The sequence below is a fragment of the Streptomyces sp. NPDC054956 genome, assembly GCF_053609185.1.
Map to the genome: position 1 here is coordinate 13,825 of NZ_JBSGXB010000056.1, position 17,409 is coordinate 31,233.

Sequence of the window (17,409 nt, forward strand, 5' to 3'; positions counted from 1 at the left end):
CTTGCAAGGGCTTTATGATGCGTCCATGACCTCCATGCCCGCCGAGGAGCGCATCGGCTCCCACATCAAGCGCGCCGAGCAGGCGCTCCTCGGGGCCAAGAACACGGCCGTGAAGCCGGCCGCAGTAACGGTTCCGCAGTACGCCGCCCTGCTCTGGCTCTCCGAGAAGCCCGGCATCAACGCCGCCGCGCTCGCCCGCCTGTGCGGGGTGACGCCGCCGACGATGAACACCGTGCTGAAGAACCTCCAGGAGCGCGGGCTGATCGAGCGGACCCCGCACGAATGGCACCGCAACGTCCTGGAGACCCGGCTCACCGACGAGGGGCGCGCCGTCATGGAGGTGGCCGACGCGGGCGCGGTGTCGGTGGAGCGGGCGCTGGCCGCCGAGTTCACGGGGGAGGAGCGGGAGTTGCTGATCCGGCTCCTCGGGCGGTGCGCCGACGCCCTCGACGCCCTGAGGTGATTCCGGGGGGCCGGGTTCCGGACGGGTGGAATTCAATGCATGTTTTTGCGTTGTTTTGGAACTCTCCGGGGGATTCACGCATCAGGACTAAAGGGGATCCCAGTCCGTTCTGTCCCAACGGGGGGCAGTCATGACCGTACGGAGCGAAGTTCGTGCAGCAGAACCAGCAGCGCCCGCGGCCCGATGACGAGCCGCAGCAGTACCCGCACCAGGAGCAGTCGCCGCAGGGCCCGTACGTCCCCCCGCACATATCCGGGCCGCCCGCCCCGCCGAAGCGCTCCCGCCGCGCGGTGTGGATCGGCGCGGCCGTGGCCTTCGCGCTCCTGCTCGGCGGCGGCTCCTTCGCCGCCTGGAAGCTGGACTGGTTCTCCGGCAACGGCTCCACGGTGAGCTTCGGCAAGACCCCGCCCGCCGCGCCCGGCACGACCGGCACGGACACCGGGCAGAAGACCTCGCAGGAGGCCCCGAAGGCCGCGCCCACGCCGACCGGCGACCCCGACGTGCAGCAGCCGACGGGCCCGGCGGCCACCTTCAAGCAGACCACCAAGCTCGACGACGGCACGATCATCGCCAAGACCCGGCTCGCGGGCGCCAAGTCCGGCTTCGAGGGCGACGTCTGGGTGTGGACGCCCAAGGAGTACGAGGACCCGAAGTACGCCAAGAGCGCCTTCCCGGTCCTCATCGCGCTCCCCGGCGGCAACGGGTACCCGGCCAACTACTGGTCCGACCGCAGCCTCGGCCTCCAGAAGGCCATCAGCGAGGGCGTCCAGGCCGGTACGAGCCTGCCCTTCGTCGTGATCATGCCGGTGCTGAACCCGGACGCGAAGTACTACTACGACGGAGCCGACATCCCCGGCCAGCCCAGGATGGGCACCTGGATCGCCGAGGACATCCCCGATTTCACCCGCGCCAACTTCCGTACGTACAAGTCCCGCGACGGCTGGGCCTTCATGGGCTCCTCCTCCGGCGCCTTCGTCGGGATGAAGCAGGTCCTGGAGCACCCGGACCGGTTCAAGGCCGTGATCGCCAGCGGCGGCGAGATCGTTCCCGACTCCCCGCTCTGGAAGGGCCACCAGGCGGAGATGGACGCGAACAACCCCGAGAAGCTGGCCCAGAAGCTGATCGACTCGGGCGGACCCGAGGTCTACATCAACTTCCAGATCGGGACCAAGGAGAGCGGCAAGCAGCGGATGACCCAGTTCCAGGAGAAGTACGGCAAGGGACCGGTCAAGATCACCATCCGCGACATCCAGAACGGCGAGCACAACGGCTGGCACTACGTGCGGGGCATGAAGGAAGGCTCGCTGGAGTGGATCAGCAAGGTCCTGAAGGGCCCGAAGCCCGAAGCGGGCTGACCGCTCCCGCGTGGCCCTCACCACGTCCGCCGGTCCCAGGCAACCCATCCGGTCGTTCATACCTCTGTTATGGATGTAAGGGGGACCAATCGGTCCGGCCCGCGCCCAGGGGCGCCGGAGAAGGAACGGGAACGATTCCGTGCACCAAGACCAGCAGGGTGACGGCCGCGCCATGACCGGGGGCGGCAGTGCCACGACCGAGGACGCCGGCGCCACGACCGGGGCCGGCAGTGCCACGACCGACGGTGCAGGCGCCACGCCCGGGGGCGGCCGCCGCCCCCGCCGCCGGCTGCGCCTGATCCTGATCAGCGGGGGGCTCGGCCTCACCCTCGTGGCCGGCGGGGCGGCCGCGTACCACTACGACCTCTTCACAGACATAGGGGATCCCGTCTCCTTCGGGAAGTCCCGGACCGAGGCCTCCACCGCCTCCGACACCCGGCCCGGCGTGAGCATGCCGACCGGGCCGAAGGCCGAGTTCGTCCGCACCTCCCGGCTGCCGGACGGCACCCAGATCGCCAAGACGACCCTGACGGGCAAGAAGTCCGGCTTCACGGGCGACGTGTGGGTGTGGGTGCCGAAGGAGTACGACGACCCGGCGTACGCCGAGAGCGCCTTCCCCGTCCTGATCTCCCTGCCCGGCGGCCGCGGCTACCCGACGAACTACTGGGGCACGGGCCCCGGCCTCGGCCTCCAGAAGGCCGTGAGCGACGGGGCGAAGTCCGGCAAGAGCCTGCCCTTCATCCTGGTCATGCCGGTCCACAACGCCGACACCAAGCACCACTTCGACGCCTCGGACATCCCCGGCCAGCCCAAGATGGGCACCTGGATGGCCGAAGACGTCCCGGATTTCACGAAGGCCAATTTCCGGACCTTCACCTCCCGCGACGGGTGGGCCTTCATGGGCTCCTCGGCGGGCGGGTTCGGCGCCTTCAAGCACGTCCTGAAGCACCCCGACCGCTTCAAGGCGGCCATCGCGAGCGGTGTCGACATCGTTCCCGATTCCCCGCTGTGGAACGGGAACAAGCAGGCCATGGAAGAGAACAACCCCGAGAAGCTCGCCGAGAAGCTGATCAGGGCGGGCGGCCCGGACGTCTACATCAACTTCCAGATCGGCACCGCGGAGTCCGGCCGGGAGAAGGCCGAGCAGTTCATGAAGGACTACGGCAAGGGTCCCGTGCACACCACGCTGCAGGTGATCCAGGATGGTGAGCACAACGGGAAGTCCTACGTACGCGGGATGAGGGAGGGCGCACTGGAGTGGATCAGCAAGGTGATGTCCGCACCGACCCCCAAGCCCCGGCCGGCCGGGAGCGGCAGCGCAAGCAGCGCCGCCTCCCGATGAGCCCCAGGGCCAAGGGGCTCGCCTCGGCGGCCGTGGCCGGCATCGCCGCGGTGCTCGCCGTGGCGTTCGTCAAGAGCGCCGGCGGCTACGAGGACCGCAAAGCGCTCCCCTTCCCCACGGTCGGCGTGCTCATGGCCAACGGGGAGCACTGGTGCACGGCGAGCGTCGTCGACAGCCCGCAGGGCAACGTCGTCGCCACGGCCGCGCACTGCGTGGCCCCCGCCGGCGAGGACGGGCAGCCGGGCGAGGTCGCGCACGACGGGCTGGCCATCGGCGAGCTCGCCTTCGCCCCCGCCTTCTCCGGGGAGGGCTCCGGGAAGCAGCCCCTCGGGGTGTGGAAGGTGCGCTCCATCCACGTGGACGACCGCTGGACGAAGTGGGGCGAGGACACCGCCGACTTCGCGTTCCTCTCCGTCGAGCCGGACGGGGACGGGCGGAGCCTCCAGGACGTCGTCGGCCGCGACGAGGCCGCCAAGCCCGTCTGGACCTCCGGCTACGACCGGGAGGTGACCGTGGTCGGCTACCCGGAATCGCAGCACAACCCCCAGAACAAGCCCGTCGCCTGTACGACGCAGAGCCGTCACGACGAGGACGACCCCGCCATGCTCTACATCAACTGCTCCGGCTTCTGGACGGGGACCAGCGGCAGCCCGTGGATCGCCGACCGGGGCGGGCCGGGGCGTCCGGGCCAGCTGATCGGGGTGCTGAGCGGCGGGGACACGGACGTGGACTCGACGGCCGCCCTGTTCGACGGCCGGGCGAAGGCGCTGTACGAGCGGGCCGCGAAGAACTGAGCGCGGGGGGCCACCCGTCAGGTGGGGCGTTCCGTCAGGTGGGCCGTTCCGTGCTCACGATCACGCACACCGCCGCCACGACGATGGTGCCGCCGAGCAGGATCGGCCAGGTCAGGGCCTCGTCGAGGATGAGCCAGCCCAGGGCGACGGCCACGACCGGGTTCACGTAGGCGTACGTGGCCACCAGCGAGAGCGGGGCCGCCCGCAGGAGCCAGACGTACGCGGTGAAACCGACGAGCGAGCCGAACAGCACGAGGTAGCCGAGGGCCAGCCAGGAGGCCGTGGAGTACGAGGCGGGGTCCAGGCCGTGCTGCTCGCCGCGGCACAGGCCGACCACGATGCCGCCGGTCCCGCCCGCGAGCATCTGGTACGCGCCGCCGGTGAAGGGGTTCGGGGGCAGGGTCAGCTTCGCCGCGGAGAACGAACCGAGCGCCCAGAGCACCGAGCCGGCGAGCACCATGAGCACCCCGCCGAGCCCGATCTCGCCGCCGATGCCCGGGCTGGTCAGCACGGCGAGCCCGCCCAGACCCAGCAGCACCCCGGCCACGGTGCGCGGCGAGGGGCGGTCACCGGAGCCGGCGCGCAGGACGACCAGCCACATCGGTACGGCGGCCACCAGGAGCGCGGCGAGCCCCGAGGGGACCGTGGTCTCGGCGAGGACGACGAACCCGTTGCCGCCGAGGACCAGGAGCAGGCCGACGACGACGGCGGACCTCACCTGGGCGCGGGTGGCCCTGAGGGCGGCCGGTCCGTCGCGCCAGGCGACGATGCCGGCGAGCAGGGCCCCGGCGGTCAGGAAGCGGGCGCCGGCGGAGAGGAAGGGGGGCATGGTCTCGACGACGATCCGGATGCCGAGGTAGGTCGAACCCCAGACGACGTAGACGAGGGCAAGTGCGACCCAGACGCGGGTCGTTGAGGTGCGCATGACGTGCACCCTATGTCGTTGGCCATTGCACCCATCGGATGTCTCAACGGGTGGGCCGGACGGTCCCGTTCCGGTCCGCGGACTCCGTCGGCCCCTCGGCTCCGTCAGCCCGCCGGCTCCGTCAGCCCGCCGGTGCGGCCAGCCCGGCCTTGGCGCCCGCGCCGCAGAGGGGGAGCACCGCGGTGCGTTCGTGCAGGGGGTTGCCGGGCGCGCCGGGACCGACCGCGGCCCAGCAGGCCGCGGCGGTCGGCTCCACGAAGAGGCCGCGCCGGGCCAGGTCGAGCTGGGCCGCGCGCACGCGGTCGTCCGGGACGGTCAGGAAGGTGCCGCCGGACGTGCGGACGGCCGCCAGGATCTGCCGGGCCCGCGGCGGGGCCGGGATCGCGATGCCCTCGGCCACCGTGGGGAGCTGGGGGACGGGGCCGGCCTCCTCGGCGCCCGCGTGGAAGGCCGTGGCCAGCGGGGCGACCGCCTCGGACTGGACGGCGATCAGCGCCGGCGGGCGGACCCCGCGGCGGGCCAGCTCCTCCATCGCCAGCGCGGCCCCGAGCAGCAGCGTGCCGTTGCCGACGGGGACCACCAGCACCTCGGGAAGGTGGCCGCCGAGCGCTTCCCAGACCTCGTAGACGTACGTCTTGGTGCCGTGCAGGAAGTACGGGTTGAACACGTGGCTGGCGTAGAAGACCCCCGGGAGGTCGGCCGCCTCGCGCGCAGCCACCGCCGCGGCCTCGCGCCCGCCCGGCACCACGCGGACCGTCGCGCCGTGCGCGCGCATCTGCTCCGTCTTCTTCGCCGAGGTGCCCTCCGGCACGAAGACCTCGCACGCCAGCCCGGCCCGCGCGCAGTACGCCGCGAAGGCGGTTCCCGCGTTGCCGCTGCTGTCCGCCACCACCCGCTCGGGGGCCAGCCGGCGCGCGAGCTCGGCGAGCATCACGGCGCCCCGGTCCTTGAACGACAGCGTGGGCATCAGGTAGTCGAGCTTGGCGTGCACCCGCTCCGCCAGCGGCACCAGCGGGGTGTTGCCCTCCGCCAGCGTCACGGCGTACGCCCCGGTCAGCGGCAGTGCCGCCCCGTACCGCCAGAGCGAGTTGGGCCCCGCCGCGGGCTCCAGCGGGGCGGCCGGATCGGGGGCGAAGTCGAGGTCCCACGGTCCGCCGCAGACCGGGCAGCACCAGGGCGCGGTCCGGGCGTCGGCGCGCGTGCCGTCTTCGGGGCAGAGGTAGCCGGGGATTGCGTGCGTCATGTGCGGAGCGCCTTTGCTCGTTCATGGCTTGCGTATGGCACGGATGTTACGCGCCCGTTGTCCTCTTGTGGGGAGCCGAGGCGGTGGGTCAACCTTTCAGGAGCGGCGGCCTGTTGGGCCGAATGTGCAGGGGCGATCCGCCCTGTGCATTGTCATGGCCATGACTAAAACCCCTGGCCGGGACAGCCGCGCACCCCCCGCAGCGCACCACCTATGAGGAGGAACCCTCACATGTCCGTGATGCGTCACACCCGCCGGAAGGCCGCCGGCATCGGCGCGACCGCCGCACTGGCCCTCGCACTCGGCGTCGCCGCCGCGTTACCCGCCTCGGCGGCCTCGGACGCCCCGCAGGGCGTCATCGAGAACGCCGGCGCCGAAGGCACCGTCTCCGGCAGCTACATCGTGACCCTGAACGACTCCGCCGCCCGCTCCACCGCCGACAGCGGGAAGGCCGTCGCCAAGCGGTACGGCGCGAGGATCGACCGGACCTACAGCGCCGCCCTCAACGGCTACTCCGTCGAGGTCTCCGAGGCGCAGGCCAAGAAGCTCGCCGCCGACCCGGCCGTCAAGTCGGTCGTGCAGAACCGTGTCTTCACCGTCGACGCCACCCAGCCGAACCCGCCGTCCTGGGGCCTGGACCGCATCGACCAGCAGGCGCTCCCGCTGAACCAGAGCTACACCTACCCGGACAAGGCCGGCGAGGGCGTGACGGCGTACATCATCGACACGGGCGTGCGCATCACCCACACCGACCTCGGCGGGCGCGCCTCCTACGGCTACGACGCCATCGACAACGACAACACCGCGCAGGACGGCCACGGTCACGGCACGCACGTCGCCGGCACCGTCGCGGGCACCTCGTACGGCGTGGCGAAGAAGGCGAAGATCGTCGGCGTGCGCGTGCTCGACAACAACGGCTCCGGTACGACCGCCCAGGTCGTCGCCGGCATCGACTGGGTGACGGCGCACGCCGTCAAGCCGGCCGTGGCGAACATGTCGCTGGGCGGCGGCGCGGACTCCGCGCTCGACACCGCCGTGCGCAACTCCATAGCCAGCGGCATCACCTACGGCGTCGCCGCGGGCAACGAGTCCACCAACGCGAACACCAAGTCCCCGGCCCGCGTGACCGAGGCGATCACCGTCGGCGCCACGACCAACACCGACGCCAAGGCGAGCTACTCCAACTACGGCGCGGTCCTGGACCTCTTCGCCCCGGGCTCCAGCATCACCTCCTCGTGGGGCACCGGCGACACCGCCACGAACACCATCTCCGGCACCTCGATGGCGACCCCGCACGTGGTCGGCGCCGCCGCGCTCTACCTCGCGGCCAACCCTGCGGCCACCCCGGCCCAGGTCTCCACGGCCCTGGTCAACGCGGCCACGCCGAGCGTCGTGACCAGCCCCGGAACCGGCTCCCCGAACCGCCTGCTCAACGTCGGGAACTCCACCACCCCGCCGAACCCGGGCACCCGCTTCGAGAACACCGCGGACTACGCGATCAACGACAACGCCACCGTCGAGTCGCCGATCACCGTCAGCGGGATCTCCGGCAACGCCCCGGCCACGCTGAGCGTTCCGGTCGACATCAAGCACACGTACGTCGGTGACCTGCGGGTCGACCTCGTCGCCCCCGACGGCACCGTCTACAACCTGCGCAACCGCACCGGCGGCAGCGCGGACAACATCATCCAGACGTTCACGGTGAACGCCTCGTCCGAGGTGGCCAACGGCGTGTGGAAGCTGCGGGTCGCCGACCTCGCGAACATCGACACCGGAAAGATCGACTCCTGGGCGCTCCAGTTCTGAGCGACCTCGAGGTGAGGACGCGGTGAGACCGCGGTGAAGTGCGGGGGCGACCGTTTCGGCGGCCGCCCCCGCTGCGTACTATTCGCGCATTCGTTCGCGCACATCCCTGAGCGAACGCTTCCGTCGCAGCCACCGCCATGCCTTGATGGAGCACTCCACCCAGTGAGCAACCAGCCCCCGCACCTCCGGCCCGCACCGCCCCCGCCACCGCCGCCGTACGGGCACCCGTACGGGCAGCCGTACGGGCCGCCCGCGCTCAACGGGTTCGCGTTCGCCTCGCTGCTCGTGGGGCTGCTGTGCTTCCCGCCGCTGGGCATCGTCTTCGGGGTCGTGGCCCTCGTACAGATCGCGAAGAAGGGCGAACGGGGCAGGGCGCTCGCCGTGAGCGGGCTGGTGGTGTCGCTGCTGATGTCCGTGGTCATGGTCGTCACCGTGGCGTGGGCCGCGGGCACGGTCTTCGACCGGGCCCGCGCGATGGGGGCGCTGGAGCCGTACGAGGACGTCGAGGGCGAGCTGACCGACATCGACGACATGCGCGCCGGCGACTGCTTCAACGTCCCCGGCGGGGACCTGCTCGACGAGGACCCCTTCGTGTACCGGATCGCCTGTACGGAGGTGCACGACGCGGAGGTCACCTCCTCGACCACGCTGAGCGGGGCGCGCTTCCCCGGCGCCGACGAGATGAAGAAGTCGATGACGGAGAGCTGCTGGCGGGCTCAGGACGCGTACGCGATGGACACGTGGGCGCTCCCGGCGTACGCGGAGATGTTCTACTTCGCGCCCTCGCACGGGAGCTGGAGCGACGGCGACCGGCGGGTCCTGTGCGTGATCGGCACGGCGGACGAGGAGCACCGCGGCAGCCTGCGCAAGGACGCCGGGATGCTGAAGCCGGAGCAGGTGACCTTCCTGCACGCCATGAACGAGACCGAGCTGGTGATGGCCCGCTCGCCCGAGTCGGACGTGGACGAGGCCCTGGACGAGTACCGCGCGTGGGCCCGGGAGGTGGAGGTGGCGCTGGCCGCCGAAGCGCAGATGCTGGACGGGGCGAAGGCGAGCCCCGAACTGGCCGGGCCGGCGGGCGTGCAGCGCGAGCGGGTCGAGGCGGCGCGCCGGCAGTGGAGCAGGGCGGCGGGCGCGACGACCGGGGACGCGTTCGTCGAGGCCTGGGACCGGGCGCTCGGCGAGCTGCCCGTCGAGGCGGAGAAGGCGCTGCGCGGGGCGTACGGGCTGTCGACGACCGTTCCGGAGTGGCTGCAGGAGGCCCAGGGGGACGTGCCGGGCGCGCCGGGGAGCTCGCCCGCTCCGAGTCGGAGGCCGTCGGTGGAGGCCGCGTGATCGTAACTCGGGGTAACGTTCCGTAACGGGTTTCAATGACCTGGCTTCATCACTTCGGGTGAAACTCTGGCCCTTGCTTGCGGTGTACAACCGTCGGTTGCCAAGGTGTAGCTGTCTGTCAACCTGATGGGAGTGGCCAGTGACTTTCGGCGAGCAGCCGGCCTATCTGCGCGTCGCCGGGGATCTGCGACGGAAGATCGTCGATGGGTCCCTGCCTCCGCACGCCCGGCTGCCTTCACAGGCCCGGATCCGTGAGGAGTACGGGGTCTCCGACACCGTGGCCCTGGAGGCGCGCAAGGTCCTCATGGCGGAGGGACTGGTCGAAGGCCGTTCCGGGTCCGGCACGTACGTACGGGAACAGCCCGTCCCGCGGCGCGTCGCCCGCTCCGGCTACCGCACGGGCGGGGTATCGACCCCCTTCCGGCAGGAGCAGGCCGAGGCGGGGGCCCGCGGCACGTGGGACTCCAGCAGCGAACAGGTCGACGCCCCCGCGGACATCGCGAAGCGGCTGGGCATCGAGCCGGGCGCGCGTGTGATGCGCACGCGCTACGTCTTCCGTGACGCGGGGGAGGCGATGATGCTGTCGACCTCGTGGGAACCGCTCGCCGTGACCGGCCGGAGCCCCGTGATGCTGCCGGAGGAGGGCCCGCTGGGCGGGTCCGGGGTGGTCGACCGGATGGCCGCGATCGACGTGGTCGTGGACAACGTGGTCGAGGAGGTCGGCGCGCGGCCGGGCCTGGCGGAGGAGAGCCTGCTGCTCGGCGGGGTGCCGGGGCACGTGGTGCTGGTGATCGGGCGCACGTACTTCGCGTCCGGCCGCGCCGTGGAGACCGCGGACGTGGTCGTCCCGGCGGACCGCTACCGCCTGGCGTACCACTTGCCGGTGCGCTGACCCCGCCATGCGGGGCCCCTGTGCCGGTGCGCTGAACCCTGCGGGCCGCCGTCCTGGGGCTCCGCCCCAGACCCCGCGCCTCAATCGCCGGCGGGGCTGAAATTGCCCTCCGGGCAATCCCGCCCCGCCGGGGCGCACGGTGCGCTACGCGCACGTGCGGGCTGACGCCGGCCGAATCAAGCCCCTCCGGCGTTCGAGGAGCGGGGGTTCGGGGGCTGGCCCCCGGAGCGGCGGTGCACCGGAACGCGGACATGGCGTCGCGGGGGTGTAACCCCGGCGATACGCGGGGCCCGGGGGTGTAACCCCCGGGCAATGCCCCAGAGTGACGGGCCGTCACGCAAGCGGCCTACCTTCCGGCGGTATGACCGATACCGCCGCCCCGGCCACGGCCCCCGCGCCGCCCCGCAGGAGCTACGCCAAGCTCGCCGCCGACGAGAGCCGCGAGGACTACTCGCTCAGATACGCGCCCCACTCCTTCCGCCGCTGGGGCCCCGGCAACGTCGCCGGCACGGCCCTCGGCGGCATCGCCTACCTCGCCGACTTCGCCATCGGCGCCTCCATCGTCTTCGCCTACGGCTTCACCAGCGGGGCCGCCGCGATCCTGGCGGCCGCCGTCGTCATCTTCCTGACCGGGATCCCCATCGCCCGTGCGTGTGCCAAGTACGGCCTGGACATGGACCTGGTCACCCGGGGCGCGGGCTTCGGGTACTTCGGCTCCACCCTCACCTCCCTCATCTACGCCTCGTTCACGTTCATCTTCTTCGCGCTCGAAGGCTCGATCATGGCCCAGGCCATGCACCAGGCCCTCGGTCTGCCCGTGGAGATCGGGTACCTCCTCACCACGCTCGTCGTCATCCCGATCGTCTTCAAGGGCATGGGCGCCCTCGCCAAGGTGCAGGCCTGGACCCAGCCGATCTGGCTGATCGGGCTGGTCCTGCCCTTCCTCGTGCTCGCCTTCGAGGCCCCCGACGCGTGGGGAGCCTTCACGCACTTCGGCGGGACGGAAGGGGCCGGCTCCGGCTTCTCGTGGATCGGCTTCGGGTTCGGCACCGGCATCGCGCTCTCGCTCATCGCCCAGATCGGCGAGCAGGCCGACTACCTGCGGTTCATGCCCGCCAAGACCCCGGCCAACAGCCGCCGCTGGAACCTCGCCGTGCTCGCCGCCGGCCCCGGCTGGGTGATCATCGGCGCCGCCAAGCAGCTCGGCGGGGCCTTCCTCGCCTTCGTTTCCCTGGAGGCGGTGGGCAAGACCCACGCGCTGGAGCCGATCGCCCCGCAGCTGGAGGCGCTGCGCCCCTGGCTCGGCAGCCTCGCGCTGCCGGTCGCCGCGGTCTTCGTCGTCGTATCGCAGATCAAGATCAACGTCACGAACGCCTACAGCGGCTCGCTGTCCTGGTCGAACTTCTTCTCCCGCGTCACCCACCGCCACCCGGGCCGCGTCTGGTACATCTTCCTCAACCTCGGCATCGCGCTGACGCTGATGGAGCTGAACATGTTCGCGATGCTCGGCAAGCTGCTCGGCTTCTACTCCAACGTCGGCATCGCCTGGATCGCCGCCGTCGCCGCCGACCTCGTGATCAACAAGCGGCTCGGACTCAGCCCCCGGTACATCGAGTTCAAACGCGCCTACCTGTATTCCGTCAACCCGGCCGGTTTCGGCGCGATGGCGATCGCCTCCACCGTCTCGATCCTCGCCTTCTTCGGCCTTTTCGGGACATACGCCGAGGCCTTCTCCACCTTCATCGCGGCCGGACTCGCGCTCGTCCTCTGCCCGTTGATCGCGTGGGCGACGAAGGGGAAGTACTACCTGGCCAGGCCGAACACCGTCAACGGCCCCGGGGTGGAGGTCGCGGACGTCACCGCCACGCACCTCTGCTCCGTCTGCGAGACCGCGTACGAGCTCCCCGACATCGCCGACTGCCCCGTCCAGTCCGGCCCGATCTGCTCGCTCTGTTGTTCCCTCGACGCGACCTGCGGGGACGTCTGCCGCAAGGCGAACCCGGGCGGGGCGGTGGTTTTGCCGCTGCCGACCGTGCGCGGGCTCTGAACCGGCGCGCACGGCCCACTCGTACGCATGGCCGGATGCGTACGCCTGCGAGGTACCTCTTCGTGAAAAACCGTATCCGCTGAGTAAAGGTCGGGCGTAGGCTCGGGCATATGCGCAATGCGGTTTCCCGGGCAGGTACGTCGGCGGAGGGTGAAACGCGATGAACGACAGCGGTGCCCTGCTCCCGTGGCTGGTCATACGGCAGGACGACAACGGCAACCGCTACCGGGTGGGCCGGTACCCCACCCGGGCCGAGGCCCAGAAGGTCGCCGACAGCCTCGAGGACAGAGGACACAAGCAGCTCTACTGGATCGAGCGGCTCGTCCAGGGCACCACCGCCGGCCGGACCGCCACGACGAACTGACCGGCGCGGCCCCCGCGCCGCCGCTGAAATAGGCTCCGCCCATGACCGTACGAATCGTCGTGGGCGGAGCCCTTTGTCATGAGGGGCGGCTGCTGGCGGCCCGCCGCAGTGCGCCCCCGGAGCTCGCCGGCCGCTGGGAGCTGCCCGGCGGGAAGACCGAGCCGGGCGAGTCGGTGCCCGAGGCGCTCGTGCGGGAACTGCGCGAGGAGCTCGGTGTCGAGACCGAGGCGCTGGAGCGGATTCCGGGGGAGTGGCCGCTGAAGCCCGGCCTCGTCCTGCACGTGTGGACGGCCCGGCTGCTCTCCGGCGACCCGGTCCCGCTGGAGGACCACGACGAGCTGCGCTGGCTCGCACCCGGCGAGCTGGACTCGGTGGACTGGCTCGACCAGGACCGGCCCGCGGTCGCCGAGGCCGGCCGCAGGCTGGGGTCCGCGTCCGGGGCTCCCGAGGCCGCGTCCGGGGCCGGCGGGTCCGCCGCCGCTGCGGGTGGCGCTCGCGGGGGCGCGTGACGCGCATGCTCTAGGCCGTCTGCGCCACAGTGCGCCGGTCCGTGGGGGACCGAGTGGTACGACGCCGTGAATATCGGGTATGTCGCTATTAATCCCTATCTCTTACTTGTCCCCCGTGGTTCTGTCCCTGTCGAACCGGACTGGGGTCGCCAGCCGGCCCGGGAAGTGATCGGCGTGATCGACACAGACGGTGAATGCGCCGAGTGGGCCTTCCCCGCCGAACCGGGTGCCGTCCGCACCGCGCGCCACGCGGTGCGCGGCACCCTTCGCGACTGGGGCCTGGACTCCGTCGGCGACGTCACCGTCCTGCTGGTCAGCGAGCTGGTCACCAATTCCCTGCGGTACGCCTCCGGCCCCATCGGGGTGCGGCTCGTACGGCGTGATCCGGCCGCCGCGGGGGCTCCCTCGGGTCCGGCACTTCTCGTGGAGGTTTCGGATCCGCTTCCGGATCCACCCCGCGAACGGGTGGCCAAGCCCGATGACGAGGGGGGTCGCGGGCTGCATCTGGTGGCCGTCTCGGCGCAGCGCTGGGGGACCCGGCACGGGAAGTCGGGCAAGACCGTGTGGTTCGAGTTGGCTCTTCCTGGTGAGTAACAAGGTGAAGGGCAGCTGACGATCACACGGCTTGGCTGAAAAACAACGGGATCTTTTTGTGATCGCGAAGGCCGTGTCGTACGGGGCCATGGTGCTGAATACTTCGGTCATGGCCGGTCCGGTTGCGGTGAGCTGGAGGGGACGGTCGCGTGAGCGAGATACCTGTACAGGCACATCAGGCGCGTGAGGCCCGTGTGCCCGGTGAGGCTGTGCCCGGGGAGACCTGGCACGACTCCCTGTGGCACAGCAGCCCGCCTGGCTCGATATATGACTACATAAAGGTCGCTTCCTTCTCGATCGGTCCCGATGGCCTGATCGACCAGTGGAGCCTGCGCGCGGAGGAGCTCTTCGGGCTGACCCCGGCGCAGGCCGTCGGCCGCGACCCGGTCGACGCCTTCATGCCGCCCGAGCTCCGCGCCGACGGGCACCGCAGGGTCGCCGGAATTCTCGATGGCAAGGAATGGACCGGCCTGATCCCCTTCCGGATCCCCGGCGGCGACGGCCGGCACGGCGTGGCCGAGATCTATGTGATGCCCACCCGGACCGAATCCGCCGAGCGGGCCGCGCTCTGCGTGGTGGTCGACGTACGGGCGCTGCGCCGGATCGAATCCGATCTGGCCGCCTCGCAGGCGATATTCGGCCAATCTCCCTTCGGCTTCCTGCTCTTCGGCACCGACCTCACCGTCCAGCGCGCCAACCGCCGCTTCGCGACCGTGTTCGGCGGCGCCGCCGAGGAACACCGCGGCCGCACCGTCCACGACTACCTGCCCCCGCACGAGGCCGACCGGATGGCCGAGGCCCTGCGCAGGGTGCTGGAGACCGGCGAATCCGTCACCGACCTCCAGATCACCGGCGCGGCACCCGGCAGCCGGGAACACCGCCACTGGTCCATCAACCTCTACCGCGTCCACGGCGGGACCGGCCGCCCCATCGGAGTCGCCGGCCTCGGCACCGACGTCACCCGCCGCCACCTCGCCGCACGCGAGGCCGCCGGGGTGCGGCGCAATCTGGCCCTCCTGAACGAGGCCGGACACCGCATCGGCAACTCCCTCGACCTGGAGACCACCGCCCGCGAGCTCCTCGACGTCACCGTCCCCGGCTTCTGCGACCTGGCCGCCGTCGACCTCTACCAGGGGCTGCTCCTCGGCGACGACGACCGCCCCGCCCGCCCCCAGGGCCCGGGCGTGCCCAGCCTCCCCGGCCCCGGCCGGGCGCCCTCGGCTCCGCTGCGGCGGGTCGCCTTCGCCTCGGCGGTGTCGGACGCGCCGCTGTCGGGTCCGGGCGCGCTGGTCTCCGTAGGGGAGGTGCACCGCTACCCGGCCGGGTCGCCCGGCGCGCTCGCGCTGCGGACGGCGCGGCCGCGGCTCGTGGAGGGCGGCGGACCGGAATCCGGGGACCTCGTCCAGTCCACGCTCGTCGTACCGCTCGTCGCGCACGACACGGTGGTCGGCCTCGCCCAGTTCTCCCGTACGAAGGGCAGCGAGCCCTTCGGCGAGCGGGACCGGGCGGTCGCGGTCGAGCTCGCCGCGCGTGCCGCCGTCTGCATAGACAACGCCCGGCTGTACCGGCGCGAGCACGAGCGCGCGCTGATACTGCAGCGCAGCCTGCTGCCCCCCGGCGACCCGGAGGCGGCCGGGCTCGACATCGCCTGCCGCTACCTGCCCGGGAACGCGGCCACCGAGGTCGGCGGCGACTGGTTCGACGTCATCGAACTGCCCGGGCACCGTACGGCGCTGGTCGTCGGCGACGTCATGGGACGCGGGCTGCGGGCGGCCGTCGCGATGGGCGAACTGCGCACCGCGGTCCGTACGCTCGCCCTGCTCGACCTGGAACCCGCCGAGGTGCTGACCGCGCTCGACGAGATCGCGCGCGGGCTCGGCGCGCCCGGCGGCTCCCAGCAGGCCTCGCGGGCCGCACTGCACTCGCGGGACGCGGACCGCTCGGAGGTCTACCTCGCGACGTGCGTCTACGCCGTCTACGACCCGGTGACGCGCCGCTGCACCATCGCCAACGCGGGCCACATGCCGCCGGTGCTGGTGGAACCGGTGGAGGAGGGCGGCGAGCCGCGGCCCGGCCTGCTGCTGGAGGTCCCGCCGGGGATGCCGCTGGGCGTGGGCGGGGAGCCGTTCGAGGAGGTCGAGGTCGAACTCCCGGAGGGCGCGCTGCTCGCGCTGTACACGGACGGCCTGGTCGAATCCCGGGACCACCCGCTGGAGGAGGGCCTGAAGGGCTTGCGGGACGCGCTGGCCGACCCCGCGCGCCCGCTGGAGGAGGTCTGCGACCACGTCCTGAACACCCTGGACACCCGCCACGGGGAGGACGACATCGCCCTCTTGATGGCCCGCGTGCAGGGCCTGCCGGTGGACGCGGTCGGGGACTGGCAGCTGCCGCGCGAGGCGCGCTCGGTGGGCCGGGCGCGGGAGCTGGCGCGGGCGAAGCTGCCGGCCTGGGGCCTGGAGGGGCTGCTCGACACCACGGAACTGCTGGTCAGCGAGCTGGTCACGAACGCCCTGCGGTACGGCGAGGGCGAGATCCGGCTGCGGCTGCTGCTGGACCGGACCCTCGTCTGCGAGGTCTGGGACGGGAACCTGGTCCAGCCCCGGCGGCGGCGCGCGCGCGACACGGACGAGGGCGGCCGCGGCCTCCAGCTGGTCGGCCTGCTCTCGGCGGGCTGGGGCACCCGCCGCACCCACCGGGGCAAGACGGTCTGGTTCGAACTCCCGCTGCCGGGCGCGGTGGCGGAGTCGGTGTCGGAACTGTCCGCGGAGCAGCTGCTGAGCATGTATGGATGAGCACAGCCGGGTGAGCGCCCCCGGGCCGGCCGCCGCCGGCCCGGGATCGGAACGGAAGGACGCCGGGGCGGGGCTCAGGCCGTCGCCTTCAGGGCGGCCAGGCGGGCCTCGATCTCCGAGGTCTTGCCCAGGTCGTCCAGGGACTCGAACTGGGCGTCCAGGGAGGACGCGGCCAGCTCCTGCTTGCCCATCGCCATGGCCTCCTCGCGGCGCACCTTCTCCTCGAAGCGGTTGATGTCGCTCGTCGGGTCCATCACGTCGATGTTCTTGACCGCGTCCATCATCGTGTTCTGCGCCTGGGCCGTCTTGGCCCGCGACACCAGCTCGTCGCGCTTCGCCGTCAGTTCCGTCAGCTTGTTCTTCATCGAATCCAGCCCGGACTTGAGTTTGTCGACCACCTCGGTCTGCGCGGCGATCGTCGGCTCGGCCGTCTTGGCCTCCTTCTCCGACTGCATCTGGCGGCCGAGGGCGACCTTCGCGAGGTTGTCGAACTTGTCCGCGTCGGCGGTGGACCCGGAACTCCGCAGCTCGTCGGCCTTCTTGCTCGCCGCGAGGGCCTTGCCGCCCCATTCCGCGGCCGCCTCCACGTCCTCCTTGTGGTCCGCTTCGAGCATCCGCAGGTTGCCGATGGTGGTGGCGACGGCCTGCTCCGCCTCCGCGATGTTGTTCGTGTAGTCGCGGATCAGCTGGTCCAGCATCTTCTGCGGGTCCTCGGCCTGGTCCAGCAGGGAGTTGATGTTGGCCTTGGCGAGCTGGGTGACGCGGCCGAGGATGGTCTGCTTGCTCATGTCGATCTCTCCTTGGGGGAGCCGGGGAAGTGGGGGAAGCGAACGGGGGCCTGAGGGCCGGGTGGGCCGAGCGGGCCGAGTGGGCCGAGGCCGGGTGCGGCAGCCGGGGTGCGGCAGCCGGGGGTGTGGGAGCCCGGGGGCGGGAGTCCGTCAGAAGCGG

The 17,409-nt window shown here is 71.7% G+C and carries 15 protein-coding genes; 12 read left to right on the forward strand and 3 right to left on the reverse strand.

Going from position 1 to position 17,409, the window contains the following annotated elements; translation table 11 throughout:
- The first annotated feature begins 25 nt into the window (after positions 1-25).
- The 4 genes from ACWGDE_RS12750 (at position 26) to ACWGDE_RS12765 (ending at position 3,954) form a co-directional block, all read left to right on the forward strand.
- Positions 26-463, forward strand: a complete 438-nt coding sequence (locus ACWGDE_RS12750) for a MarR family winged helix-turn-helix transcriptional regulator (protein WP_453388982.1) — start codon at positions 26-28, stop codon at positions 461-463.
- 152 nt (positions 464-615) lie between these two features.
- Positions 616-1,818 (forward strand): alpha/beta hydrolase-fold protein, encoded by a 1,203-nt coding sequence (locus ACWGDE_RS12755; protein WP_453388983.1) that lies wholly within the window; start codon positions 616-618, stop codon positions 1,816-1,818.
- A 139-nt stretch (positions 1,819-1,957) separates the two neighbouring features.
- The gene (locus ACWGDE_RS12760) at positions 1,958-3,160 is read left to right on the forward strand and encodes an alpha/beta hydrolase (RefSeq protein WP_453388984.1); all 1,203 of its coding nucleotides are present in this window, start codon (positions 1,958-1,960) and stop codon (positions 3,158-3,160) included.
- Positions 3,157-3,954 (forward strand): trypsin-like serine peptidase, encoded by a 798-nt coding sequence (locus ACWGDE_RS12765; protein ID WP_453388985.1) that lies wholly within the window; start codon positions 3,157-3,159, stop codon positions 3,952-3,954. The genes ACWGDE_RS12760 and ACWGDE_RS12765 overlap by 4 nt, the downstream gene beginning before the upstream one ends.
- A gap of 34 nt (positions 3,955-3,988) precedes the next feature.
- On the opposite strand, the gene ACWGDE_RS12770 is transcribed toward ACWGDE_RS12765, so the two are convergent.
- Together ACWGDE_RS12770 and ACWGDE_RS12775 are read right to left on the reverse strand one after the other, a co-directional pair.
- A complete protein-coding gene (locus ACWGDE_RS12770) occupies positions 3,989-4,879 on the reverse strand; it encodes an EamA family transporter (RefSeq protein WP_453388986.1) in 891 nt (296 codons plus the stop codon).
- Between the two features lie 121 nt (positions 4,880-5,000).
- On the reverse strand, positions 5,001-6,122 hold the full coding sequence (locus ACWGDE_RS12775; protein WP_453388987.1) for a pyridoxal-phosphate dependent enzyme: 1,122 nt from the start codon (positions 6,120-6,122) through the stop codon (positions 5,001-5,003).
- Between the two features lie 231 nt (positions 6,123-6,353).
- Here ACWGDE_RS12775 and ACWGDE_RS12780 point away from each other — a divergent pair, with 231 nt between their 5' ends.
- From ACWGDE_RS12780 to ACWGDE_RS12815, 8 genes are all read left to right on the forward strand, one after another.
- Positions 6,354-7,928: a S8 family peptidase gene (locus ACWGDE_RS12780; protein WP_453388988.1), complete on the forward strand. Its 1,575-nt coding sequence runs from the start codon at positions 6,354-6,356 to the stop codon at positions 7,926-7,928.
- Between the two features lie 162 nt (positions 7,929-8,090).
- A complete protein-coding gene (locus ACWGDE_RS12785) occupies positions 8,091-9,263 on the forward strand; it encodes a DUF4190 domain-containing protein (RefSeq protein WP_453388989.1) in 1,173 nt (390 codons plus the stop codon).
- 139 nt (positions 9,264-9,402) lie between these two features.
- Positions 9,403-10,155, forward strand: coding sequence for a GntR family transcriptional regulator (locus tag ACWGDE_RS12790; protein ID WP_453388990.1), 753 nt, complete (start codon positions 9,403-9,405; stop codon positions 10,153-10,155).
- A 361-nt stretch (positions 10,156-10,516) separates the two neighbouring features.
- On the forward strand, positions 10,517-12,202 hold the full coding sequence (locus ACWGDE_RS12795) for a purine-cytosine permease family protein (RefSeq protein WP_453388991.1): 1,686 nt from the start codon (positions 10,517-10,519) through the stop codon (positions 12,200-12,202).
- A 160-nt stretch (positions 12,203-12,362) separates the two neighbouring features.
- The gene (locus ACWGDE_RS12800; protein ID WP_453388992.1) at positions 12,363-12,566 is read left to right on the forward strand and encodes an SPOR domain-containing protein; all 204 of its coding nucleotides are present in this window, start codon (positions 12,363-12,365) and stop codon (positions 12,564-12,566) included.
- A 41-nt stretch (positions 12,567-12,607) separates the two neighbouring features.
- Complete coding sequence (locus tag ACWGDE_RS12805) at positions 12,608-13,075, forward strand: (deoxy)nucleoside triphosphate pyrophosphohydrolase (RefSeq protein ID WP_453388993.1); 468 nt, start codon at positions 12,608-12,610, stop codon at positions 13,073-13,075.
- Between the two features lie 165 nt (positions 13,076-13,240).
- Positions 13,241-13,669 (forward strand): ATP-binding protein, encoded by a 429-nt coding sequence (locus tag ACWGDE_RS12810; protein ID WP_453388994.1) that lies wholly within the window; start codon positions 13,241-13,243, stop codon positions 13,667-13,669.
- Between the two features lie 194 nt (positions 13,670-13,863).
- Positions 13,864-16,461, forward strand: a complete 2,598-nt coding sequence (locus ACWGDE_RS12815) for a SpoIIE family protein phosphatase (RefSeq protein WP_453388995.1) — start codon at positions 13,864-13,866, stop codon at positions 16,459-16,461.
- 74 nt (positions 16,462-16,535) lie between these two features.
- On the opposite strand, the gene ACWGDE_RS12820 is transcribed toward ACWGDE_RS12815, so the two are convergent.
- A complete protein-coding gene (locus ACWGDE_RS12820; RefSeq protein ID WP_453388996.1) occupies positions 16,536-17,249 on the reverse strand; it encodes a PspA/IM30 family protein in 714 nt (237 codons plus the stop codon).
- Positions 17,250-17,409: the final 160 nt, after the last annotated feature.